Annotated in this window: 11 protein-coding genes and 3 rRNA genes; 1 reads left to right on the top strand and 13 read right to left on the bottom strand. The window is 66.0% G+C overall.

Translation table 11 applies throughout. The annotated features are described in order from the left end of the window. Nucleotides 1–17: 17 nt before the first annotated feature. From BJP65_RS02260 to rpsA, 11 genes are all read right to left on the bottom strand, one after another. Nucleotides 18–1,181 (bottom strand): diguanylate cyclase domain-containing protein, encoded by a 1,164-nt coding sequence (locus tag BJP65_RS02260; RefSeq protein ID WP_055837775.1) that lies wholly within the window; start codon nucleotides 1,179–1,181, stop codon nucleotides 18–20. Further along, on the bottom strand, nucleotides 1,178–2,785 hold the full coding sequence (locus tag BJP65_RS02265) for a cell wall metabolism sensor histidine kinase WalK (RefSeq protein ID WP_181015965.1): 1,608 nt from the start codon (nucleotides 2,783–2,785) through the stop codon (nucleotides 1,178–1,180). Before BJP65_RS02265 ends, BJP65_RS02260 begins: the two co-directional genes overlap by 4 nt. Before the next feature lie 97 nt (nucleotides 2,786–2,882). After that, entirely contained in the window at nucleotides 2,883–3,329 is a 447-nt protein-coding gene (locus BJP65_RS02270; protein ID WP_156784787.1) for a hypothetical protein, read from the bottom strand. A 125-nt stretch (nucleotides 3,330–3,454) separates the two neighbouring features. Beyond that, a complete protein-coding gene (locus tag BJP65_RS02275) occupies nucleotides 3,455–4,006 on the bottom strand; it encodes a GIY-YIG nuclease family protein (protein ID WP_070408079.1) in 552 nt (183 codons plus the stop codon). Between the two features lie 35 nt (nucleotides 4,007–4,041). Next, the gene (treS, locus tag BJP65_RS02280) at nucleotides 4,042–6,306 is read right to left on the bottom strand and encodes a maltose alpha-D-glucosyltransferase (RefSeq protein WP_258027542.1); all 2,265 of its coding nucleotides are present in this window, start codon (nucleotides 6,304–6,306) and stop codon (nucleotides 4,042–4,044) included. A 125-nt stretch (nucleotides 6,307–6,431) separates the two neighbouring features. Beyond that, nucleotides 6,432–7,643 (bottom strand): MFS transporter, encoded by a 1,212-nt coding sequence (locus BJP65_RS02285; protein WP_258027515.1) that lies wholly within the window; start codon nucleotides 7,641–7,643, stop codon nucleotides 6,432–6,434. Between the two features lie 153 nt (nucleotides 7,644–7,796). Continuing rightward, nucleotides 7,797–7,913 (bottom strand): 5S ribosomal RNA (rrf, locus tag BJP65_RS02290). Between the two features lie 101 nt (nucleotides 7,914–8,014). Further along, nucleotides 8,015–11,126: ribosomal RNA gene (locus tag BJP65_RS02295) — 23S ribosomal RNA — on the bottom strand. Between the two features lie 425 nt (nucleotides 11,127–11,551). Further along, nucleotides 11,552–13,073: ribosomal RNA gene (locus BJP65_RS02300) — 16S ribosomal RNA — on the bottom strand. Together the 16S, 23S and 5S rRNA genes form the textbook arrangement of a ribosomal RNA operon. A gap of 581 nt (nucleotides 13,074–13,654) precedes the next feature. Continuing rightward, nucleotides 13,655–13,828 (bottom strand): hypothetical protein, encoded by a 174-nt coding sequence (locus BJP65_RS16445; RefSeq protein ID WP_156458758.1) that lies wholly within the window; start codon nucleotides 13,826–13,828, stop codon nucleotides 13,655–13,657. A 107-nt stretch (nucleotides 13,829–13,935) separates the two neighbouring features. Further along, entirely contained in the window at nucleotides 13,936–15,390 is a 1,455-nt protein-coding gene (gene rpsA, locus BJP65_RS02305) for a 30S ribosomal protein S1 (protein WP_055835770.1), read from the bottom strand. A gap of 415 nt (nucleotides 15,391–15,805) precedes the next feature. On the opposite strand from rpsA, the gene BJP65_RS02310 reads away from it, so the two are divergent. Continuing rightward, nucleotides 15,806–16,810, top strand: a complete 1,005-nt coding sequence (locus tag BJP65_RS02310) for a lytic transglycosylase domain-containing protein (RefSeq protein ID WP_055835766.1) — start codon at nucleotides 15,806–15,808, stop codon at nucleotides 16,808–16,810. Between the two features lie 28 nt (nucleotides 16,811–16,838). On the opposite strand, the gene BJP65_RS16450 is transcribed toward BJP65_RS02310, so the two are convergent. Together BJP65_RS16450 and BJP65_RS16195 are read right to left on the bottom strand one after the other, a co-directional pair. After that, nucleotides 16,839–18,671 (bottom strand): hypothetical protein, encoded by a 1,833-nt coding sequence (locus tag BJP65_RS16450; RefSeq protein ID WP_156784788.1) that lies wholly within the window; start codon nucleotides 18,669–18,671, stop codon nucleotides 16,839–16,841. Continuing rightward, nucleotides 18,638–19,780: a DEAD/DEAH box helicase gene (locus BJP65_RS16195; RefSeq protein ID WP_083285664.1), complete on the bottom strand. Its 1,143-nt coding sequence runs from the start codon at nucleotides 19,778–19,780 to the stop codon at nucleotides 18,638–18,640. The genes BJP65_RS16450 and BJP65_RS16195 overlap by 34 nt, the downstream gene beginning before the upstream one ends. Nucleotides 19,781–19,819 lie beyond the last annotated feature (39 nt).

A 19,819-nucleotide genomic window follows, 5' to 3' on the forward strand; every position in this document is an offset into this window, starting at 1 on the left:
GGCGGGCCCGCCCGCGTTCAGTGCCCGGTGAGGCCGAACGGCTGATCGCCCGTGAGCGCCGCCTGCGCCGCCGCGGCGTCGGCCCGCTCGGACAGGACCGCGGCGTCGTGCCCGTGCTCGTCCGAGAGCGCCATCCCGACCCCGACGACCGGGACGACCGACGCCCCCACCCCCGCCAGGTCGGCGATCACCCGCGCGTGCAGCACACGCGCGGCGCGGCGTACGTCGGTCGTCGGCGTGGTCGTGAACGCCACGTTCAGCCCCGTGGCATCCATCTCCCCCACCAGCGCCATCGTGGGCGCGTGGCGGCGGACCGACGCCCAGAGCTCGCGGGCGATTCCCTCGCCTTCGTCGGGTCCGAAGGCGGTCACCACGCGACGCAGGTCGTCGATGCGGATGCCGATGACGCACACGCCCTCGCCCGCCCGTTCCGCCCGCGCACAGGTGATGGCCAGAGCGGCTTCGAACGATTCGCGCAACAGCACGCCGTCGCGATCGACGGAGAGTCGGCGGATGTCGGGCAGTCCGCGCAGCGCCGACTCGTTCGCGCGCAGCGCCGAGGTGACGATGACCGCGGCGATCACCAGGGTCATGGTGAGCAGTGCGGACACGCGGGTGTCGAAGACGGTGCGGAACAGGTCGCTGTCGGGGCCGACGGTGACGAAGACCACGCTGCGGGCGAGGAACCAGACCGCTTCCACGCTCAGCACCAGGGTGAGCCCGCCCGAACTCCAGCGTCGGCCGATGGCGGCGCGCCGCGTCTCGACGGCGCCGGCGATCGCGAACAGGGCGTTGCCGAGGAAGTACGGCACGGCACCGGCCCATTCGCCGCCCTCGGGGCCGGCGATGAGCGCGGCCGAGATGACGATGAAAACCGTCACCGCCATCACGACGGCGGGCGCCCTCATGGCGTGCCGGTTGTACGACACGCACCCCAGCCAGATGAAACCGGTGGCGGCGACGAAGGCGCCGTTGCCGAGCGCGACGGCCATCCAGGCGTCGGGGAGGAGCATCCACGCCAGATAGCAGACGGCCGACAGCGTGCCCGACAGGTAGGCGCCCGCCCACAACCGTCCCGGCGGGGAATCCTGCGACATGAGGGTGTCGAGCAGGAACATGACGGTGGACACGACGATGACGAGCGACGCCGCCGCCTGCAGCGTCAGCACGTCGAGGTTCACCCCTCTTCTCCGGTCCGGGGAAGCCGCACGGCGAAGGCGGCGCCGTCACCGGGTGCGGTGCGCACCGTGATCTCGCCGCCGTGGGCTCGCACGATGTCGCGGCTGATGGCCAGCCCCAGCCCGCTCCCGTGCGTCGAGGACTTGCGCACGGCGTCACCGCGGAAGAAGCGCTCGAACAGACGCGCCTGCTCGCTGACGCTGATGCCCGGGCCGTCGTCGGCGACCACGACGGTCACGGATCGGGCATCCGCCGTCACGGTGACGGCCACCGCTCCGCCGCGCGGGTTGTACTTGACCGCGTTGGAGAGCAGGTTGTCGATCACCTGCCGCACCCGGTGCGCGTCGACGACGGCGATGACTCCGTCGTCGATCCCCGTTCCGTCGAGGCGGATCTGCTGTTCGACGGCGCGCGGCATGATCGAGTGGATGGCGGTGCGGACCAGGGCCGAGACATCGGCCGGCACACGTTCCAGGTCGACCCCGAAGCCCTCTCCCGACGCCGTGGACAGGGCGAGGATGTCGGCGACCAGTTCCGACAGACGTGCCGCATTGCGCTCGGCCACCTCGAGCCGCTCCCGGGTGGCCTCGGTGATCGTGTCGTCGTCGAGGGCCAGATCGAGGTACCCGAGGATCGAGGTCAGCGGGGTGCGCAGCTCGTGCGAGACGCTCGCGACGAAGTCCTCCCGGATGCGACGCGCCTGCTCCTCCACGGTGACGTCGCGCGACACGATGATGCCGCCGGCATCCTCGCCCGCCCGAGCGGGGAGACGCCGCGCGGTGACGCTCAGCGCGCGGCGGCCCTCGCCGGGCTGTCCGTACCAGACGAGCTCGCCCTCGAAGGCTTCGCCGGCGCGCGCGCGGGCCAGCGGGGCGTCCCGCGGCGCGATGGGCGTCGCGCCGTCCGCGGCGAAGACGGCCAGGTCGCGTCCCAGGGCGTCGACGGGGTCGAGCAGGCGCGCGTGCGCGGTGTTCGTGACCACGAGCTCCCCCGTCGGCGTCACGCTCGTGACGCCGAAGTCGACGGCATCCAGCACCTCGGTGACCAGATCCTCCTGTCGGCGCGACCGGTCGACGGCGCGCCGGAGCTCGGTGGACTGCTTCTCCAGCAGAGCACGTTGGGCGCGGGTCCGGCGGGAGGTCAAGTGCGCCATGGATGCCAGAGCGGCGAGGGTGAAGGGAAGGATCAGCGTGGAGGCGCTGAAGCGTTGCAGGGGGTCGGTCGCCAACTGCTGCAACATGACCGCGCAGATCACCGCGGTGAACGCGATCACGCCGCGCAGACCGAGGATCATGCCCACCCAGATCGCGGGGAAGGCCCAGAGCAGACCCACTCCGGCGAGGGGAGCGCCCACACGCAGCATGGCGACCGCGAGCACGTCGACGATGGGCACGAGACCGACCGTCCACCACGGAATCCGCTGCCACGGCGCCAGGACGCTGACGATGGCGACGATGAAGATCACTGCCGCACCCGCGACGAAGAAGGGGCCCGAGACGACCTGACCGAGCGCGATCGACACCACGACAACGATCAGGGTCGCTGCCGACAGAAGCAACTGGTTCGACAGGATGCTGCGACGGAGGCCGAGACGCTCACTGTTCATGGTGCGCCATGGCCTCGACCATAGCCTTTTCATTGGCTCGGTGGGGGCGCGGGCACCCGTGGCGCGCAGAAATGGCGCCCGTCGCGCAGCGCTCGGATCAGAAGCCGAAGTCTCCCCCGAAATCACCGCCGAAGTCGCCGCCGAAGTCACCGCCGAAGTCACCGCCTCCGAAATCACCCCCGCCGACGTCTGCTGCACCGGCGTCGCCCTCTCCCCCGGTGGAGTCGGCGACGGCCGAATCCGCGGACGCCCCGTCGGCGAATCCGGCGTCGTAGCCGGGATCGAAGAGCGCGCCCACGAGCGCCGACCCCACCACGTAGCCGCCGATGGTGCCGAGCATCGAGGCCCCGAGCATCGATCCGAACCCGGGTCCACCCCCGAACGACCGCCCGCCGAAGGTGCGCTCCATGAAACCCGGCTGCGTGTACTCGGCGCGGGTCGCCGCGCGCGCCAACGACGACGGATCGTCGCCGGTCGGTCGCTCCGACGCCGGCAGGCCGGCGGACATCTCCTGCAGCACCTGTTGGCGCTGTGCGGGAGTCAACCGGCCGATCGAGGAAGCCCATCAGATCCCTTTCCCGGGTGGTGTCCGCTCACGGTAGAAGGCGCGGCTTGGAGCGGGCTGGGGCTTGTGCCGTGCGCCCCGGCTCCCCGCCGGCTCCCCGGGTGTCATCCCCGTCGGGCGAGAGCCTCGCTCGTCCACCGCGCGTATCGCGCCCAGGGGGCGTCGACCCCCTCGGCCAGAGCCGCCACGTGTGCCGACAGCGCCGGGCTGCGGCGGAACCATTCCGTCCGGTCGAACCGGTCGTCGGCGAACTGGGCGTGCCGGCGCCGTTCGACCAGACGGTCGCCGAGTTCGAGCGCCAGCAGCTCGTCGTGCCAGATCGCGGCCAGACGCCTGCGAGGGCGGGCCGAGGTGCCGATCTTGATGCGGTCGCCGAATCGCAGGTAGTAGACGACGTCGACCCGCGGCGGCGGGAGCTCACCGTCGATCGGATCCCCGTGCCGCCATTCGCACACGGCGCACAGCCACCCACTCGGCCACCGCACCCCCAGACGCGATCCGCAGAGGATGCAGGGGGTCGGGAGCAGATCGGTCACCCCGTCGGCGGATGCCGCCCACTCGGCGCTGACGGCTAGATGCCACGCGCAGAGCGAGACGGGGGCGTCGGCGACGGCGGGCCCGAGGCAGCGATCGGCGAGACAGTCGGGGGCGGACACGGCTCCACGCTACGTCCGGCCCCCGACATCGGGGCTCACTCCCCCGCGACCGGGGCCTCCAGCGTCAGGAAGAGCCCGGCGTACGGCCCCAGCTCGAGCGAGAAGCTCTGCAGTTCGTCGACGCGACCCACCGCGTCGCCCGTCTCGGCGTCGACGGCGGTGCTCTGCGGGACCAACCACTCGGAGCGCACCGTTCCCTCGATCGTCTCGCCCGAGAAGTTCAGCACCGTGATCTGCAGCGGGGCCTCGTCGAGGTGCTTGTCGCCACCGTCGAGCCGGTGCACCATCACGAGCATGCTCGGGTGTCCGACCTGCGGGATGTCGACCTGCGAGGCGACGGCGATGCCGTTCTCGCGACGGATCCGCAGCACGTCGCGGAGCCCCGAGAGGAACGAATCGGGGTCGTCCTGCTGGCTGCCCAGCGAGCCGTAGAGCGACCGGGCCCGCGGCATCCCGGATGCCGATGACGAGGCCTCCGGGGCCACGTCGAGCAGGTCGTGCGCCCCGCGCTCGATCCATCGCGTGTCGCCCGACGAGATGAGGTGTCTCACATCGTCGGCGGGGAGGGTCAGGGATCCGGTCAGATCCCATCCCGACAGCGCGAACACCCCGGGCTGCCATGAGTTGTACTTCACCAGCAGCAGGTGGGCGTCGCGGATCGCCGGCACGTCGCTCTCGGAGATCTCGGCGAGAGTCGCCTTGCCCTGCGTCGCCGCGATGAGCGACGTCATCGTGCACGCGATGCCGTTCTGCGTGAAGACGAGGTTGTAGTCGGCCTCGACGGTCAGCTTCTCGGTCAACTCGGATCGCACCATCTCGGCGATCTCGCCACCGGTGTGCTCGCCGTGACGGAACGGATACAGGGTGTCGCGATGCGTGGTCGCCCAGTGCACCAGCTCATACGTCAGCTCGTCGTGGTTCTGCATGCCGTGCACGAGCTGCGCCGGTTCGAGACCGGTCTCGAGCGCGGTGGTCAACGCGAGGCGCAGGAACTCCGTGTTCGCCGTCGCCAGAGCGTGGTGGTATCCCGGACGCGTGACGAAGTCGTACGAGAGGTCGGCACCCACCGCACCGGTGTCGCGGATGTCCTCCATCGTGAGGTTCAGCTCCTGGAAGGTGAACCCCCCGACCTTGCGCACCATGCCGGCGATGATGTGGTTCGCCGCGTGCGACAGGGGGTGCCCCTCCGACCAGGCCGGAAGACCCTCCGCGCTCTTCTCGACGCCGAGGAAGCCGTTGGCGTCGAGGCGCAGAGCGCTGGTGCCCAGGTCACCGAGCGAGTGCAGCGCGTCGCCGATCACCAGACGCATCCCCGCGAAGGTGGGGTCGAGCCAGTTGATCGACGGCTGGCCCTCCTTGAAGTAGTGCAGGTAGACCCACCGGCGCTCCATGCCGTCGGTGCCGACCACCGGGGCGGTCGCGCTCCAGTTGGTCTCTTTCACGCCCGGCGTGTAGAAGATGACCCGCTGCAGTTCGCCGATGATGTATCCGCGCGCACTGAGCTCGCGCTCGGTGTCGGAGTCGAGGTTGACCGAGTCCCGTCCCGCGGGCACCTCCGGCAGGAGTCCCCAGTCCTCCCGGGGAATCTCGACCATGTGGTAGATGCCGGGGTAGTCCTTGTACGCCATCTCGGCGAGCCGGAAGTCGGCGCCCTTGCCGGTGTGGCCGGGCACGATGTCGTCGATGACGCTGCCACCGTGTGCGTCGGCCACGTCGGCGACGCGGCGGAAAGCGTTCTCATCGCCGAAGTCCGGGTCGATCTGGGTGCTGATGCGGTCGAAGTGGCCGTCGACGCTGGGGGTCTCCTGCCATCCGGTGATCCCGCCGGCCCGCTTCACCGGACCCGTGTGGATGCCGTTGATGCCCACCCACTCGAAGGCCTCCCAGAGCGCCTCGTTGCCGAGGGATTCGAGGAAGGATTCCCCCGGTCGCGTGATCAGCGAGATGGGATAGGCGGTGAACCACACGTCCGTCGAATCGATGGCGCGTCGCGCGTCGGGCCGAGCGTAGGGGTTCCGCCACATCGACGGCTGTCCCGACAGCTGTCGGCTGAGGACGTCGGCGTCTTTGAGCATCGACTGGCGCACGAGCCACTCGACGTACGAGGGGTTCATTCCGTTCGCGTTGCGCGGATCCGTCAGGAACCGTCGCAGAGTTCCCCCTCGGAACTGATCCCGCGGGCGGAGCCTGCGGGGTCGAGCCGGGTACCTCTGCTCGTCGTAACTGATCTCCGACGCGGTCTCGGCCACGTCGTCTGCAGTCACCTCTCCCACCGTCTGGCCATCGGTACCCTGATCCATCGTCCGCTCGTCGGCGTCGTCCACTCCCGACCTCCTCACGTCTGACCTCCGACGCTACCCGGTTCCGGCGACATCGCCCCGGGCCATTGACCTCGGCGGGTCGGATAGGAGAAGGGCTCAGACGGTCACGGCGAGGGGCGAACCGCGCGCAGCGACACGAGGGCGGCGCCGAGAGCCGCGGCGCACATCGCCAAGACCACGACGAGGAACCAGAACCACCCCACCGAGCCGAACACCACGCCGAGCAGCCATCCGAACACGCTCGACCCGGCGTAGTAACCGAGGTAATACAGAGACGACGCCTGCGCGCGGGCCTCCGGCGCGGCCGCGACGGGCGTCCACCCGGATGCCACCGCGTGCGCGCCGAAGAAGCCCGCGGTGAAGAGGATCAACCCCACCACCACGACGACCAGAGCCGGGACCGCCATCAGCGCGACCCCCGTCGCCATCACGCCGATCGAGAGCGCCAGCACGGGGAACCGCCCGTACCGCACGGCCAGGGCCCCCGCGCGTGGGGATGACGCCGTGCCCGCGAGATAGGCGAGGAAGAGCAGGGTGACCAGGGCGGGCGCGAGCGAGAAGGGTGGAGCGGCGAGGTGGAACCCCAGGTAGTTGTAGACCGCCACGAACGCACCCATGAGCAGGAAGCCCTGCGCGTACAGCGCCCGCTGCACCGGGGATCGCAGATTGACGCCGATCCTCCTGCGCACCGTGGGTCCGCGCTCTTCGCGATCGCGCCCCGACACGAAACCCCGCGCACGGGGAATGAGAACCAGGAAGATCACCGCCGCCACGACGCAGACAAGAATGACGGATGCCACTCCCCACCGCCATCCGGCGAGCTCGCCGACCCAACCCGAGACCACCCGGCCCGACAGGCCGCCCACGGTGGTTCCCGCGATGTACGAGCCGGCCGCCGCCGCCACGTGTCGAGGATGCACCTCTTCGCTCAGGTAGGCCAGGGCCACGGCAGGAACCGCACCGAGCGCCGCCCCCTCGAGCAGCCGCAGCGTCAGCAGCACGACGAGGTCGTCGGCGAGCAGGGTCGCCGCCCCGAGCACGGTCGCCAGGACGAGACCGGATGCCATCGCGGGCACCCGACCGATACGGTCGGCGACCAAGGACCAGGGAAGCACCGCGGCCGCCAGCCCTAGCGTCGACGCAGAAACCGTGAGGGCTGCCGAGGCCGGTCCCGACCCGATGTCGTCGGCGATCTGAGGAAGGACCGCTTGGGTGGCGTACAGCTGCGCGAACGTCGCGACGCCGCCGAAGAACAGACCGATCAGCAGCATCCGGTAGTCGCGACTCCCGGGTACGTGCCCCGAGAACGCGCTCACCCCTCGACTCTAGCCAGTCGTCGGGGTACGACGAAGCGCCGGGCGGCGTCCCCCACAACAGGGAACGCCACCCGGCGCTGACCACGAACACAAAATGTGCCCGTAAATGCGGAATGGCCACCCAACATTGGGTGGCCATTCCGACTAAAAGAAGTCCGGCGGTGTCCTACTCTCCCACAGGGTCCCCCCTGCAGTACCATCGGCGCTGAGAGGCTTAGCTTCCGGGTTCGGAATGTAACCGGGCGTTTCCCTCTCGCTATGGCCGCCGAAACACTATTGATGTTTCAAAAACCAACAACGACATCATCATTGTTGAGTTCCCGACCGTACATCGAGAACCACTCAGTGGACGCAAGCACCAAAAACGGTGTGTTATCAAGTCATCGGCTTATTAGTACCGGTCAGCTTCACGTATTGCTACGCTTCCACATCCGGCCTATCAACCCAGTAGTCTGGCTGGGAGCCTCTCGCCCCGAAGGGCATGGAAGTCTCATCTTGAGGCCGGCTTCCCGCTTAGATGCTTTCAGCGGTTATCCATCCCGAACGTAGCTAATCAGCGGTGCTCCTGGCGGAACAACTGACACACCAGAGGTTCGTCCAACCCGGTCCTCTCGTACTAGGGTCAGATCCTCTCAAACTTCCTACGCGCGCAGCGGATAGGGACCGAACTGTCTCACGACGTTCTAAACCCAGCTCGCGTACCGCTTTAATGGGCGAACAGCCCAACCCTTGGGACCTACTCCAGCCCCAGGATGCGACGAGCCGACATCGAGGTGCCAAACCATGCCGTCGATATGGACTCTTGGGCAAGATCAGCCTGTTATCCCCGAGGTACCTTTTATCCGTTGAGCGACAGCGCTTCCACAAGCCACTGCCGGATCACTAGTCCCGACTTTCGTCCCTGCTCGACCTGTCAGTCTCACAGTCAAGCTCCCTTGTGCACTTACACTCGCCACCTGATTGCCAACCAGGTTGAGGGAACCTTTGGGCGCCTCCGTTACATTTTGGGAGGCAACCGCCCCAGTTAAACTACCCACCAGGCACTGTCCCTGAACCGGATCACGGTCCTAAGTTAGATATCCAGAGTGACCAGAGTGGTATTTCAACAATGACTCCACACTCACTGGCGTGAATGCTTCACAGTCTCCCACCTATCCTACACAAGCCACACCGAACACCAATACCAAGCTGTAGTAAAGGTCACGGGGTCTTTCCGTCCTGCTGCGCGTAACGAGCATCTTTACTCGTAATGCAATTTCGCCGAGTTCGCGGTTGAGACAGTTGGGAAGTCGTTACGCCATTCGTGCAGGTCGGAACTTACCCGACAAGGAATTTCGCTACCTTAGGATGGTTATAGTTACCACCGCCGTTTACTGGGGCTTAAATTCTCAGCTTCGCCTTACGGCTAACCGGTCCTCTTAACCTTCCAGCACCGGGCAGGCGTCAGTCCGTATACATCGTCTTGCGACTTGGCACGGACCTGTGTTTTTAGTAAACAGTCGCTACCCACTAGTCTCTGCGGCCACCACACCCTTTCGGAGCAAGTCCTAATAAGTGGATGGCCCCCCTTCTCCCGAAGTTACGGGGGCATTTTGCCGAGTTCCTTAACCACGATTCTCTCGATCTCCTTGGTATTCTCTACCTGACCACCTGAGTCGGTTTGGGGTACGGGCGGCTTGAACCTCGCGTCGATGCTTTTCTTGGCAGCATAGGATCACCCACTTTTTATCCGCATCGTGTCTCAGCCTCAATGAGTGACGGATTTGCCTATCACTCGGCCTACGCACTTGCACCAGGACTACCATCGCCTGGCTTGGGCTACCTTCCTGCGTCACACCTGTTAATACGCTAGCCGCACCAGCATGGGGTCGAGCGTTCACACAGACGTCCATCACCCCGAAGGGATCCAAACAATTCTGAGCTAGGACTCTTAGCACCACTGGATTAACTTGGGCGGTTCTTCGCCGGTACGGGAATATCAACCCGTTGTCCATCGACTACGCCTGTCGGCCTCGCCTTAGGTCCCGACTTACCCAGGGAAGATTAGCTTGACCCTGGAACCCTTGGTCTTTCGGAGGACGTGTTTCTCACACGTCTTTCGCTACTCATGCCTGCATTCTCACTCGTGTGGCGTCCACGGCTGGGTCACCCCGCCGCTTCACTCGCCACACGACGCTCTCCTACCCATCAACACGGCTGGACCACGAAGGCCTACCAAAAATGCTAATGCCACAACTTCGGTGGCGTGCTTGAGCCCCGTTACATTGTCGGCGCGGAATCACTTGACCAGTGAGCTATTACGCACTCTTTCAAGGGTGGCTGCTTCTAAGCCAACCTCCTGGTTGTCAAAGCAACTCCACATCCTTTCCCACTTAGCACGCGCTTAGGGACCTTAGTTGGTGGTCTGGGTTGTTTCCCTCTCGACTATGAAGCTTATCCCCCACAGTCTCACTGCTGCGCTCTCACTTACCGGCATTCGGAGTTTGGCTGACGTCAGTAACCTTGTAGGGCCCATCGGCCATCCAGTAGCTCTACCTCCGGCAAGAAACACGCAACGCTGCACCTAAATGCATTTCGGAGAGAACCAGCTATCACGAAGTTTGATTGGCCTTTCACCCCTATCCACAGCTCATCCCCTCAGTTTTCAACCTAAGTGGGTTCGGTCCTCCACGACGTCTTACCGTCGCTTCAACCTGGCCATGGATAGATCACTTCGCTTCGGGTCTAGAACACGCGACTCAAACGCCCTATTCAGACTCGCTTTCGCTACGGCTACCCCACACGGGTTAACCTCGCCACGTATCACTAACTCGCAGGCTCATTCTTCAAAAGGCACGCTGTCACCCCTACTAAGGAGGCTCCAACGGTTTGTAAGCAAACGGTTTCAGGTACTATTTCACTCCCCTCCCGGGGTACTTTTCACCTTTCCCTCACGGTACTTGTCCGCTATCGGTCATCTGGGAGTATTTAGGCTTATCAGGTGGTCCTGACAGATTCACACGGGATTTCTCGGGCCCCGTGCTACTTGGGATACTTCTCACGCCAAGAACAGGCATTTCGACTACGGGGTTCGCACCCTCTATGACCGGCCATTCAAAACCGTTCGTCTATACCTACTTGTAACGTCGACTGCTCGGCAGAACAATCAGAAAAGTCCCGCAACCCCCAACGTGCAACACCTGCCGGCTATCACACACGCTAGGTTTAGCCTCTTCCGGTTTCGCTCGCCACTACTTACGGAATCGCTTTTGCTTTCTCTTCCTGTGGGTACTGAGATGTTTCACTTCCCCACGTTCCCTCTACCCGCCCTATATATTCAGGCGGGAGTCACCAGGTCGGCACGCCGCCCAGCGGGGTTTCCCCATTCGGACACCCTCGGATCAAAACTCGCTTATCAGTTCCCCGAGGCTTATCGCAGATTGCTACGTCCTTCTTCGGCTCCAGATGCCAAGGCATTCACCGTTTGCTCTTAAAGACTTGAAATCACATGAGTTGAATCGTCAAAAAATTGACTAATGATCTTTAAGATCATCTTCACGACACCATCCCGAAGGACAATGTCGAAGATGCTCGCGTCCACTGTGTAGTTCTCAAAGTACGGGCGGTACCCCACCCCAACCACCGGAACACCGGCGCCGAGACGAGGCCCACAAGGAAACAGCCACCAACCACCCCAGCCCGAAGACTGACGCAATCAGCGCCCGGTCCCTCAGGACCCAACAGCGTGCATGTGCAAAAAACTCCGACCCAGATCATTCCAATAGCAAGCTACGTACTAGACCCGGAAACATCGTCCCTCACACCTCATCAAATGTTCCACCCATGAGCTACCGGCAGACACATTCGGTCTGATCCGGCGCCTGGACACCACACGCTCCAAAGAACACGTGATGCCAGATGCTCCTTAGAAAGGAGGTGATCCAGCCGCACCTTCCGGTACGGCTACCTTGTTACGACTTAGTCCTAATTACCGATCCCACCTTCGACGGCTCCCTCCACAAGGGTTGGGCCACCGGCTTCAGGTGTTACCGACTTTCATGACTTGACGGGCGGTGTGTACAAGACCCGGGAACGTATTCACCGCAGCGTTGCTGATCTGCGATTACTAGCGACTCCGACTTCATGAGGTCGAGTTGCAGACCTCAATCCGAACTGGGACCGGCTTTTTGGGATTCGCTCCACCTCACGGTATTGCAGCCCTTTGTACCGGCCATTGTAGCATGCGTGAAGCCCAAGACATAAGGGGCATGATGATTTGACGTCATCCCCACCTTCCTCCGAGTTGACCCCGGCAGTATCCCATGAGTTCCCACCATTACGTGCTGGCAACATAGAACGAGGGTTGCGCTCGTTGCGGGACTTAACCCAACATCTCACGACACGAGCTGACGACAACCATGCACCACCTGTTTACGAGTGTCCAAAGAGTTGACCATTTCTGGCCCGTTCTCGTATATGTCAAGCCTTGGTAAGGTTCTTCGCGTTGCATCGAATTAATCCGCATGCTCCGCCGCTTGTGCGGGTCCCCGTCAATTCCTTTGAGTTTTAGCCTTGCGGCCGTACTCCCCAGGCGGGGAACTTAATGCGTTAGCTGCGTCACGGAAACCGTGGAATGGTCCCCACAACTAGTTCCCAACGTTTACGGGGTGGACTACCAGGGTATCTAAGCCTGTTTGCTCCCCACCCTTTCGCTCCTCAGCGTCAGTTACGGCCCAGAGATCTGCCTTCGCCATCGGTGTTCCTCCTGATATCTGCGCATTCCACCGCTACACCAGGAATTCCAATCTCCCCTACCGCACTCTAGTCTGCCCGTACCCACTGCAGACCCGAGGTTGAGCCTCGGGATTTCACAGCAGACGCGACAAACCGCCTACGAGCTCTTTACGCCCAATAATTCCGGATAACGCTTGCGCCCTACGTATTACCGCGGCTGCTGGCACGTAGTTAGCCGGCGCTTTTTCTGCAGGTACCGTCACTTTCGCTTCTTCCCTGCTAAAAGAGGTTTACAACCCGAAGGCCGTCATCCCTCACGCGGCGTTGCTGCATCAGGCTTCCGCCCATTGTGCAATATTCCCCACTGCTGCCTCCCGTAGGAGTCTGGGCCGTGTCTCAGTCCCAGTGTGGCCGGTCACCCTCTCAGGCCGGCTACCCGTCGACGCCTTGGTGAGCCATTACCTCACCAACAAGCTGATAGGCCGCGAGCCCATCCCAGACCGAAAAATCTTTCCAAACACGACCATGCGATCACGTCTCATATCCAGTATTAGACGCCGTTTCCAGCGCTTATCCCAGAGTCCAGGGCAGGTTGCTCACGTGTTACTCACCCGTTCGCCACTGATCCACCAAGCAAGCTTGGCTTCACCGTTCGACTTGCATGTGTTAAGCACGCCGCCAGCGTTCATCCTGAGCCAGGATCAAACTCTCCGTAAAAGAAAAATGCCCACCCAACCGGAATAAGGTCAAGGCAAGCGAGTTCAATCTGACCAAACAGGAAGTCAAAACTGACTATCCAGATGCCAACCCCCAAAAAGAGGATTGGACTTTGATCCAAAGGAATTCTCGCGATCCGAAGACCAACGAGGAATAAATTGGCATTTGACAAGTGCACGCTGTTGAGTTCTCAAGGAACGGACGCACCCACAGAAACAATCTCTCGACCTACCCGTGAGGCAATACGCCTAACACCACCGACACAACCACAACACCACGCCCGAAGACGACCAGTGAAGGATGTAAACGCCGAGTGGCAGGATCCCAACCCTAGACCAGAGAACCGAAACTCTCAAGACCACAGATCAGGAAGTGGTTCGCTACATGAGGGGCTGCGGGGCCTTTCGGCCGCTCCGCTCTCCCCTGTGGGGCGAACAAGTAAAAGATTACGTGCCACCCGCCCCCTCAGCCAATCCAGCCACATCCCGGGCGTGTCGCACCCCCACACCCGCGGAAACACGCGGGAAACGACGAAGGCCCGCACGACGTGGAACGTCGCCGGGCCCGTGCTGCCGGATCGGTCAGACGCGGAGAGCAGCGCTCGAAAACTGCAGGGCAGCCTCGGTGTGTCCACCGGTGAACTCGATCCCGCCGAAGAACATCGCGCCGATGACGAGGGCGAACACGAACGCGATCGACAGGAACAGCACGGCGACGCCGGCGAGGGTGATCAGAAGAGGAAGTCGAGAAGCCATGCATCCATCTTGCCTTGTCCCGCTCGCGGGAAACCAGGGGTTGTCCCCACCAACGACCGAAGGCCGACACCTCCGAAGAGGTGCCGGCCTTCGATGTGAAGCGGTGATCAGCGACCGGAGAGCTTCTCGCGAAGCGCAGCCAGCGACTCGTCATCGGCCAGCGTGCCCTGGGCGGGCGACTCCGACGAGAACGAGCCACCGAACGTACCGGCGTCGGTCGGGTTCGCAGCCTCGGCCTCGAGAGCCTTGGCAACGGCGGCCTTGTGGGCCTCCCAACGACCCTGGGCAGCGGCGTACTCCTGCTCCCACTGCTCGCGCTGGGTGTCGAAGCCCTCGAGCCATGCACCCGACTCGGGGTCGAAGCCCTCGGGGTACTTGTACTCGCCGCGCTCGTCGTACTCGGTGGCCATGCCGTACAGCGCCGGGTCGAACTCGGTGCCGTTGGGGTCGACCGACTCGTTGGCCTGCTTGAGCGACAGCGAGATGCGACGACGCTCGAGATCGATGTCGATGATCTTGACGAAGACCTCTTCGCCGACCGACACGACCTGCTCGGCGAGCTCGACGTGCTTGCCCGACAGCTCGGAGATGTGCACGAGGCCCTCGATGCCGTCGGCCACGCGGACGAACGCACCGAACGGAACGAGCTTGGTGACCTTGCCCGGAGCGATCTGACCGATCGCGTGGGTACGGGCGAACACCTGCCACGGGTCTTCCTGCGTCGCCTTGAGCGAGAGCGACACGCGCTCGCGATCGAGGTCGACCTCGAGGATCTCGACGGTGACTTCCTGGCCCACCTCGACGACCTCGGAGGCGTGCTCGATGTGCTTCCACGAGAGCTCGGAGACGTGCACGAGGCCGTCCACGCCGCCCAGGTCGACGAACGCACCGAAGTTGACGATCGACGAGACCGTGCCCTTGCGGACCTGGCCCTTGTGCAGGTTGTTGAGGAACGTGGTGCGCGACTCGGACTGCGTCTGCTCGAGCAGGGCGCGGCGCGAGAGCACGACGTTGTTGCGGTTCTTGTCGAGCTCGAGGATCTTCGCCTCGATCTCCTGGCCGAGGTACGGCGTGAGGTCGCGGACACGGCGCAGCTCGATGAGCGATGCCGGGAGGAAGCCACGGAGGCCGATGTCGACGATGAGACCACCCTTGACGACCTCGATCACGGAACCGGTGACAACACCGTCGTTCTCCTTGATCTTCTCGACGTCGCCCCACGCACGCTCGTACTGTGCGCGCTTCTTGGACAGGATCAGGCGGCCTTCCTTGTCCTCCTTCTGGAGAACGAGGGCCTCGACGTGGTCGCCGACGTTGACGACCTCGTTGGGGTCGACGTCGTGCTTGATCGAGAGCTCGCGGGAGGGGATGACACCCTCGGTCTTGTAACCGACGTCGAGGAGGACCTCGTCGCGGTCGATCTTCACGACGGTGCCCTCGATGAGGTCTCCGTCGTTGAAGAACTTGAGCGTCTTCTCGACCGCGGCCAGGAAGTCTTCGGCCGAGCCGATGTCGTTGATCGCGACCTGCTTGATAGCGGGGGCGGTCGTTGCGGTAGTCATGTAGTGGGTTGTCCTAGTGGGTTTGGTATCGGGCTCCGACTCCTGCGCCCAGAGATCAGGGAGACCCGGGCCGTCGGCACTCGGCCGCCCGAGGGCGAACGGATGCCATGAGTCGAAGCAGAGCGGATTGTGTGATGCGGTGCCACGGGGTCGAACGAGAACGGTCGAAGCCCCAGGAGTGACACTCCAGCCTAGCGCACCCATCCACTCGGCACGGTGGTCCGCTCGCGCCCCGTGCGGAATGCGGGCCACGGCATTCGGATTCCGCCTCGGATCGGCAGTTTTGCCCGTGCTGTGACCCGCCGTCTGCCCAGGTGGCATCCAGACTGGCATGCCAGGCTCCCGGTTTTGTGCCCGCTGGACGCGGGCCGGACGCGCGACACCCGCGCCGTCCCCTCTACGTGAAACCGGTTCTATGCGCTCTGATTCGACACCCCTGTCCAACCGCCGTGCCCGCCGTATCGCCTCCCGCCGCTCGCGTCGTCGCCCCGTGCTGACGGTCGGGGCGCTCGTCGTCGGCGTCTTGGCCGCCGCCACCCTGACCGGCACCGCTCCGGCCGCGACGGCCTCGCCCGCCGACCTGTCGACCGCGACGTTCACTCTCGCCTCGACCACCACTCCGACGGCCCTCTCGGTCTCGGCCGGCCCCGAGGCCTACGAGGCACGTGCCGCCACCGCCACCGCCACTCAGACCCTCGCCGCGGCGACGGCCGTGCAGAACGACATCGCGGCATCGGGTCTCGACATCGGCCAGCCGGCCGTCGTCGACACCACCGCTCTCGAGCAGGCGACCGATCGGCTCGAGGACGCCGCGGTGCTCCCGCCCGCCTTCCTGCCCGAGATCTCCGACAGCGTCTCGGCTCTGACGACGACCGTCGACCAGCGCGTCGCGGAACTGCGCGGCGGTCTCGACGCCGCGATCGCGAAGAAGGCCGAAGAAGAAGCTGCCGAGAAGGCCCGCCAGGAGGCGGAGGCCGCCGCGGCCGCCGCGGAGAAGGCCGCGGCCGAGGCGCGCGAGTCGTCGTCGTCGGGCAGCGGAAGCGGCGGCGGCAACACCGGCGGTGGCGGCGGTGCGTACGTCCCCGCCCCGTCGGGCGGAGGCACCGGCGACAACAGCGTGTCCGGAGCGCAGGCCAGCGCCCGCGCCATGCTCGGCAACTACGGGTGGGGCGACGACCAGTTCGGCTGCCTCGTGTCGCTGTGGAACAAGGAATCGGGCTGGAACTACCAGGCTTATAACGGCGGCAGCGGTGCCTACGGCATTCCGCAGGCCCTGCCCGGCAGCAAGATGTCGTCGGCCGGCGGCGACTGGCAGACCAACGCCGCCACCCAGGTCGCGTGGGGCCTCGGCTACATCTCGGGCCGCTACGGCAGCCCGTGCGGCGCCTGGTCGCACTCGCAGTCGGTCGGCTGGTACTGACCCCGGTGCGCTGACCGGCCTCGACCGGTCAGCGCCACCGCACCATCGAGCGCGCCGCCGCGGAGGATCTTCCGCGGCGGCGCGCTTCGCTGAGCAGCGGAAGATTCTCGGCCGACGTCAGCTCATGGAGCACGACGGGTCCGACCCTGCGCCGCCACTCCCCCGCGAATCGGACGGCGTCTTCCCGACGGCGCGCGATGCGCGACGGCACGGGGAGGAACTCGCGCGCGGTCGTCGGCGAGGCGCGATCGAGCACCGCGCGGACGATCCAGGGGCCGCCGCGGTCGATCTCGAGCACGAAGCGCGGTGAGCGGATCGGGCCGTACAGCTCGTCGAGGGCCGCCGCGAAGGTGCGTTGATCCTCCGGGGCCGCCTGCGGGATCCGCACGTCGAGTCGCACGCGTCGGGCGTCGACGCCGGTGCCCGTCACGACCGGGGTGCCCGATACCGAGGCGACACGGTCGGTCGTCACGAGCGACTCCCAGACCACCTCCGCCATGCGGCGGTGCGATTCGACGGCGTCGACCGCCTGTCGGCGGACGTTCGCCCACGCCCGTCCGAGAGGAACCGCGAGCCACACGCCGGTCGCCGTGGCCGCGAGGGCGATCACCGTGCCCACCGCGGACGGCAGAAGGAACGCCGCCGCCACGAGCAGCGCCGGAACAGCCAGGGTGCCCGCGAAGACCGCGCCGAGAGACCGTGCCGCGCCGACGGTCGTGCGGAACACGGGCGTCGCCCGATCCCGCTCCAGAACCGTCGACACCTCTTCCCGATCGTCGTACGGCTCGCCGATCCGCCACTCGAGACGCGTCTGCGCGCGGGGCGGAACGCTGCGCAATCCGTCGACGTCGGCGAGGGCCACCCCCGGGACCTTCGCGATGACGTCGCTCAGGGCGCGGCGGCGGGCGACATCGAGGGCGGCACCGAGCCCGCGGACGATCTGCGTGGTGTCGTCGGCGTCGAGCCCCCACAGCCGTGCGTGTTTGCGGCGGAGGCGGGCGGCATCCGGTTGCGCCTCCAAGCCCACCGAAGGAGGGAGGACCGCCGTCACGGTCCAGTTGTGCGCGACCTTCTCGGGCCAGTCGGGGTCGAGGCGCAGGGTGCGTCCGCGCAGCTGCTGCGTGGCCGCCGCGGTGGCGACCATGCTCAGATCGATCAGCGTGTTGACCGCCGGGCAGTCCCATCCTTCGCCGAACAGGCCACGGGTCCCCACGACGACGTGGATCATCCCGCGGTCCAGCAGGCGGGAGGCCGCGCCCACGATCCCGCTCCCCCCGATCCCCCGCACGACGGCGACCTGTGCGTCGTCGTCGCTCGCCTCGGCCGAGACCTCGACCCCGAGTTCCGCCGACAGCGCGGGCAGCAGCATCGACGCGTCGCGCGCCGCGATGCGCACGGTCGAGGAGGTGACGAGGAGGGCACGGAGGCCGGAGGTCGCGGCATCCGTCACCAGGACCGAGAACGTCCGCACGGCGCCGGCTCCGCCCAGGAGACCGCCGTGGACGTTCCCGTGCCGCACGAAATCGGTGACGACGAGGGCGCGCAGTCGATCGTCGCCCACCTCCCGCCGCTCGATCGCGAGGATGTCGCACGCCCCGCGGTCCTTCGCCGACGACGATGCCAGGACCGTGTCGATCGGGTCACGCGTGCGGCGGATGCCGCGATCGGTGAGGGCGTATCCGAAGTCGGCCAGGACGCGGCGGATCCGCCGCCACTCGTCGGCGCGCTCGGGATCGGGCAGCACCCGATCGAGCGCGTACCGCCCGAGAAGACGCAGGGTCTCGTCGGTGGTCGGTGGGCGCCGCGCGACGGCCGGGAGGCGGGCGATCACCGGGTCGTCGGGAGCGACGAGCGAAAGCATGGCCGCCGCGGCCTCGGCGGCGGGGAAATCGTCCGCGAACGCGGCCGCGAGGCGGCGATCGAGCGCATCGGGGACGGCGCCCGGCGCGGGCGGGGCGAGCGGATCGGTCGGGGCCGGCGCAGCGAGGGGCGGCTGGAGCACGTCGAGCAGGAAGGCGCGGCCGGGTCCCCCGCGAAGGTGGTGCGCAGCGACACCTGCAACGCCTCGGCGTGCGCGGAGAGGAAGAGCTGCTCCTCGGGTGTCGGCTCGACGACGTGCACGAGATCGCGGTAGGGCGCGAGATCCCCCTCCCGCACGACCGCCGGCACCGGCACCTCGAGATCGACCTCGCCGAGCAGCGACACGTAGTTGTCGTATTCGTCGGCGTCGTCGGGAGACGGGAGCGTCGCCGTCAGTCCGACGACCAGCGGCTCGCGTCCCCCCGCGCGGATACGGGCGAGCAGCGCGGCGACGACGAGCGCCCAGTGGTCGAGCAGGTGGTGGCATTCGTCGAGCACGACCGTCTCGACCCCGGCCTCGACGAGCCGGTCGAGCAGGGCGCGGGCGTTCGGGTGGAGCGCGGAGGCCAGAACATCGGCGTCCTCGCGGGCGAGGGACCGGCGGATCGACCGCGAACGCGAGCGGATGCCGCGCCGGTAGGCCGCGGGATTGCTCTCGGCGAGGGCGCGGAGCCACTCAGCCGCGGCCTCCGGCGTGCGGTCGTCGGCTTCGAGCTGGGTCTCCCACCGGCGATGCGCCAGCGCGGCGAAGGGCGAGGTCGCATCCTGCACGCTGATCGCCTGATACGTCAGCGCCGTGAGGTCGGCGGGCGCGGAGGGATCGTCGGACACCGCCGCATCGGACACCGCCGCGTCGGATGACGCGAGGCCCCTCGCCGCATCGACCCACTGCGCACGGATGGCGGTGGTCGGGGCGAAGACGACGGTGCGCCGGCCGCGGCGCGCGGCGAGCAGCAGCCCGAGAAGCGTCTTGCCCGAGCCGGGAGGCGCGACCAGGTGCACGGGCGAACCGGCGTCGACGTCCACCCGGGCGAGCGCATCGGCCTGATACGCGCGCAGCGTGCCGTCGAAGCGCCACGCCGAGAGAGGGCGCGGGGTTTCGGGCGTCACCGGGCCAGTCTAGGTACGCGCCCACGAGCGGGCGGGAGC

It is taken from the genome of Microbacterium sp. BH-3-3-3 (assembly GCF_001792815.1).
GTDB lineage: Bacteria > Actinomycetota > Actinomycetes > Actinomycetales > Microbacteriaceae > Microbacterium.

Excerpts from the sequence above, each read along its gene's own strand:
- rpsA (WP_055835770.1), bottom strand. The coding sequence starts at position 15,390 with ATGACTACCGCAACGACCGCCCCCGCTATCAAGCAGGTCGCGATCAAC.
- BJP65_RS02310 (WP_055835766.1), top strand. The coding sequence starts at position 15,806 with ATGCGCTCTGATTCGACACCCCTGTCCAACCGCCGTGCCCGCCGTATC.
- BJP65_RS16450 (WP_156784788.1), bottom strand. The coding sequence starts at position 18,671 with ATGCTTTCGCTCGTCGCTCCCGACGACCCGGTGATCGCCCGCCTCCCG.
- BJP65_RS16445 (WP_156458758.1), bottom strand. The coding sequence starts at position 13,828 with ATGGCTTCTCGACTTCCTCTTCTGATCACCCTCGCCGGCGTCGCCGTG.
- BJP65_RS02265 (WP_181015965.1), bottom strand. The coding sequence starts at position 2,785 with ATGAACAGTGAGCGTCTCGGCCTCCGTCGCAGCATCCTGTCGAACCAG.
- treS (WP_258027542.1), bottom strand. The coding sequence starts at position 6,306 with ATGGATCAGGGTACCGATGGCCAGACGGTGGGAGAGGTGACTGCAGAC.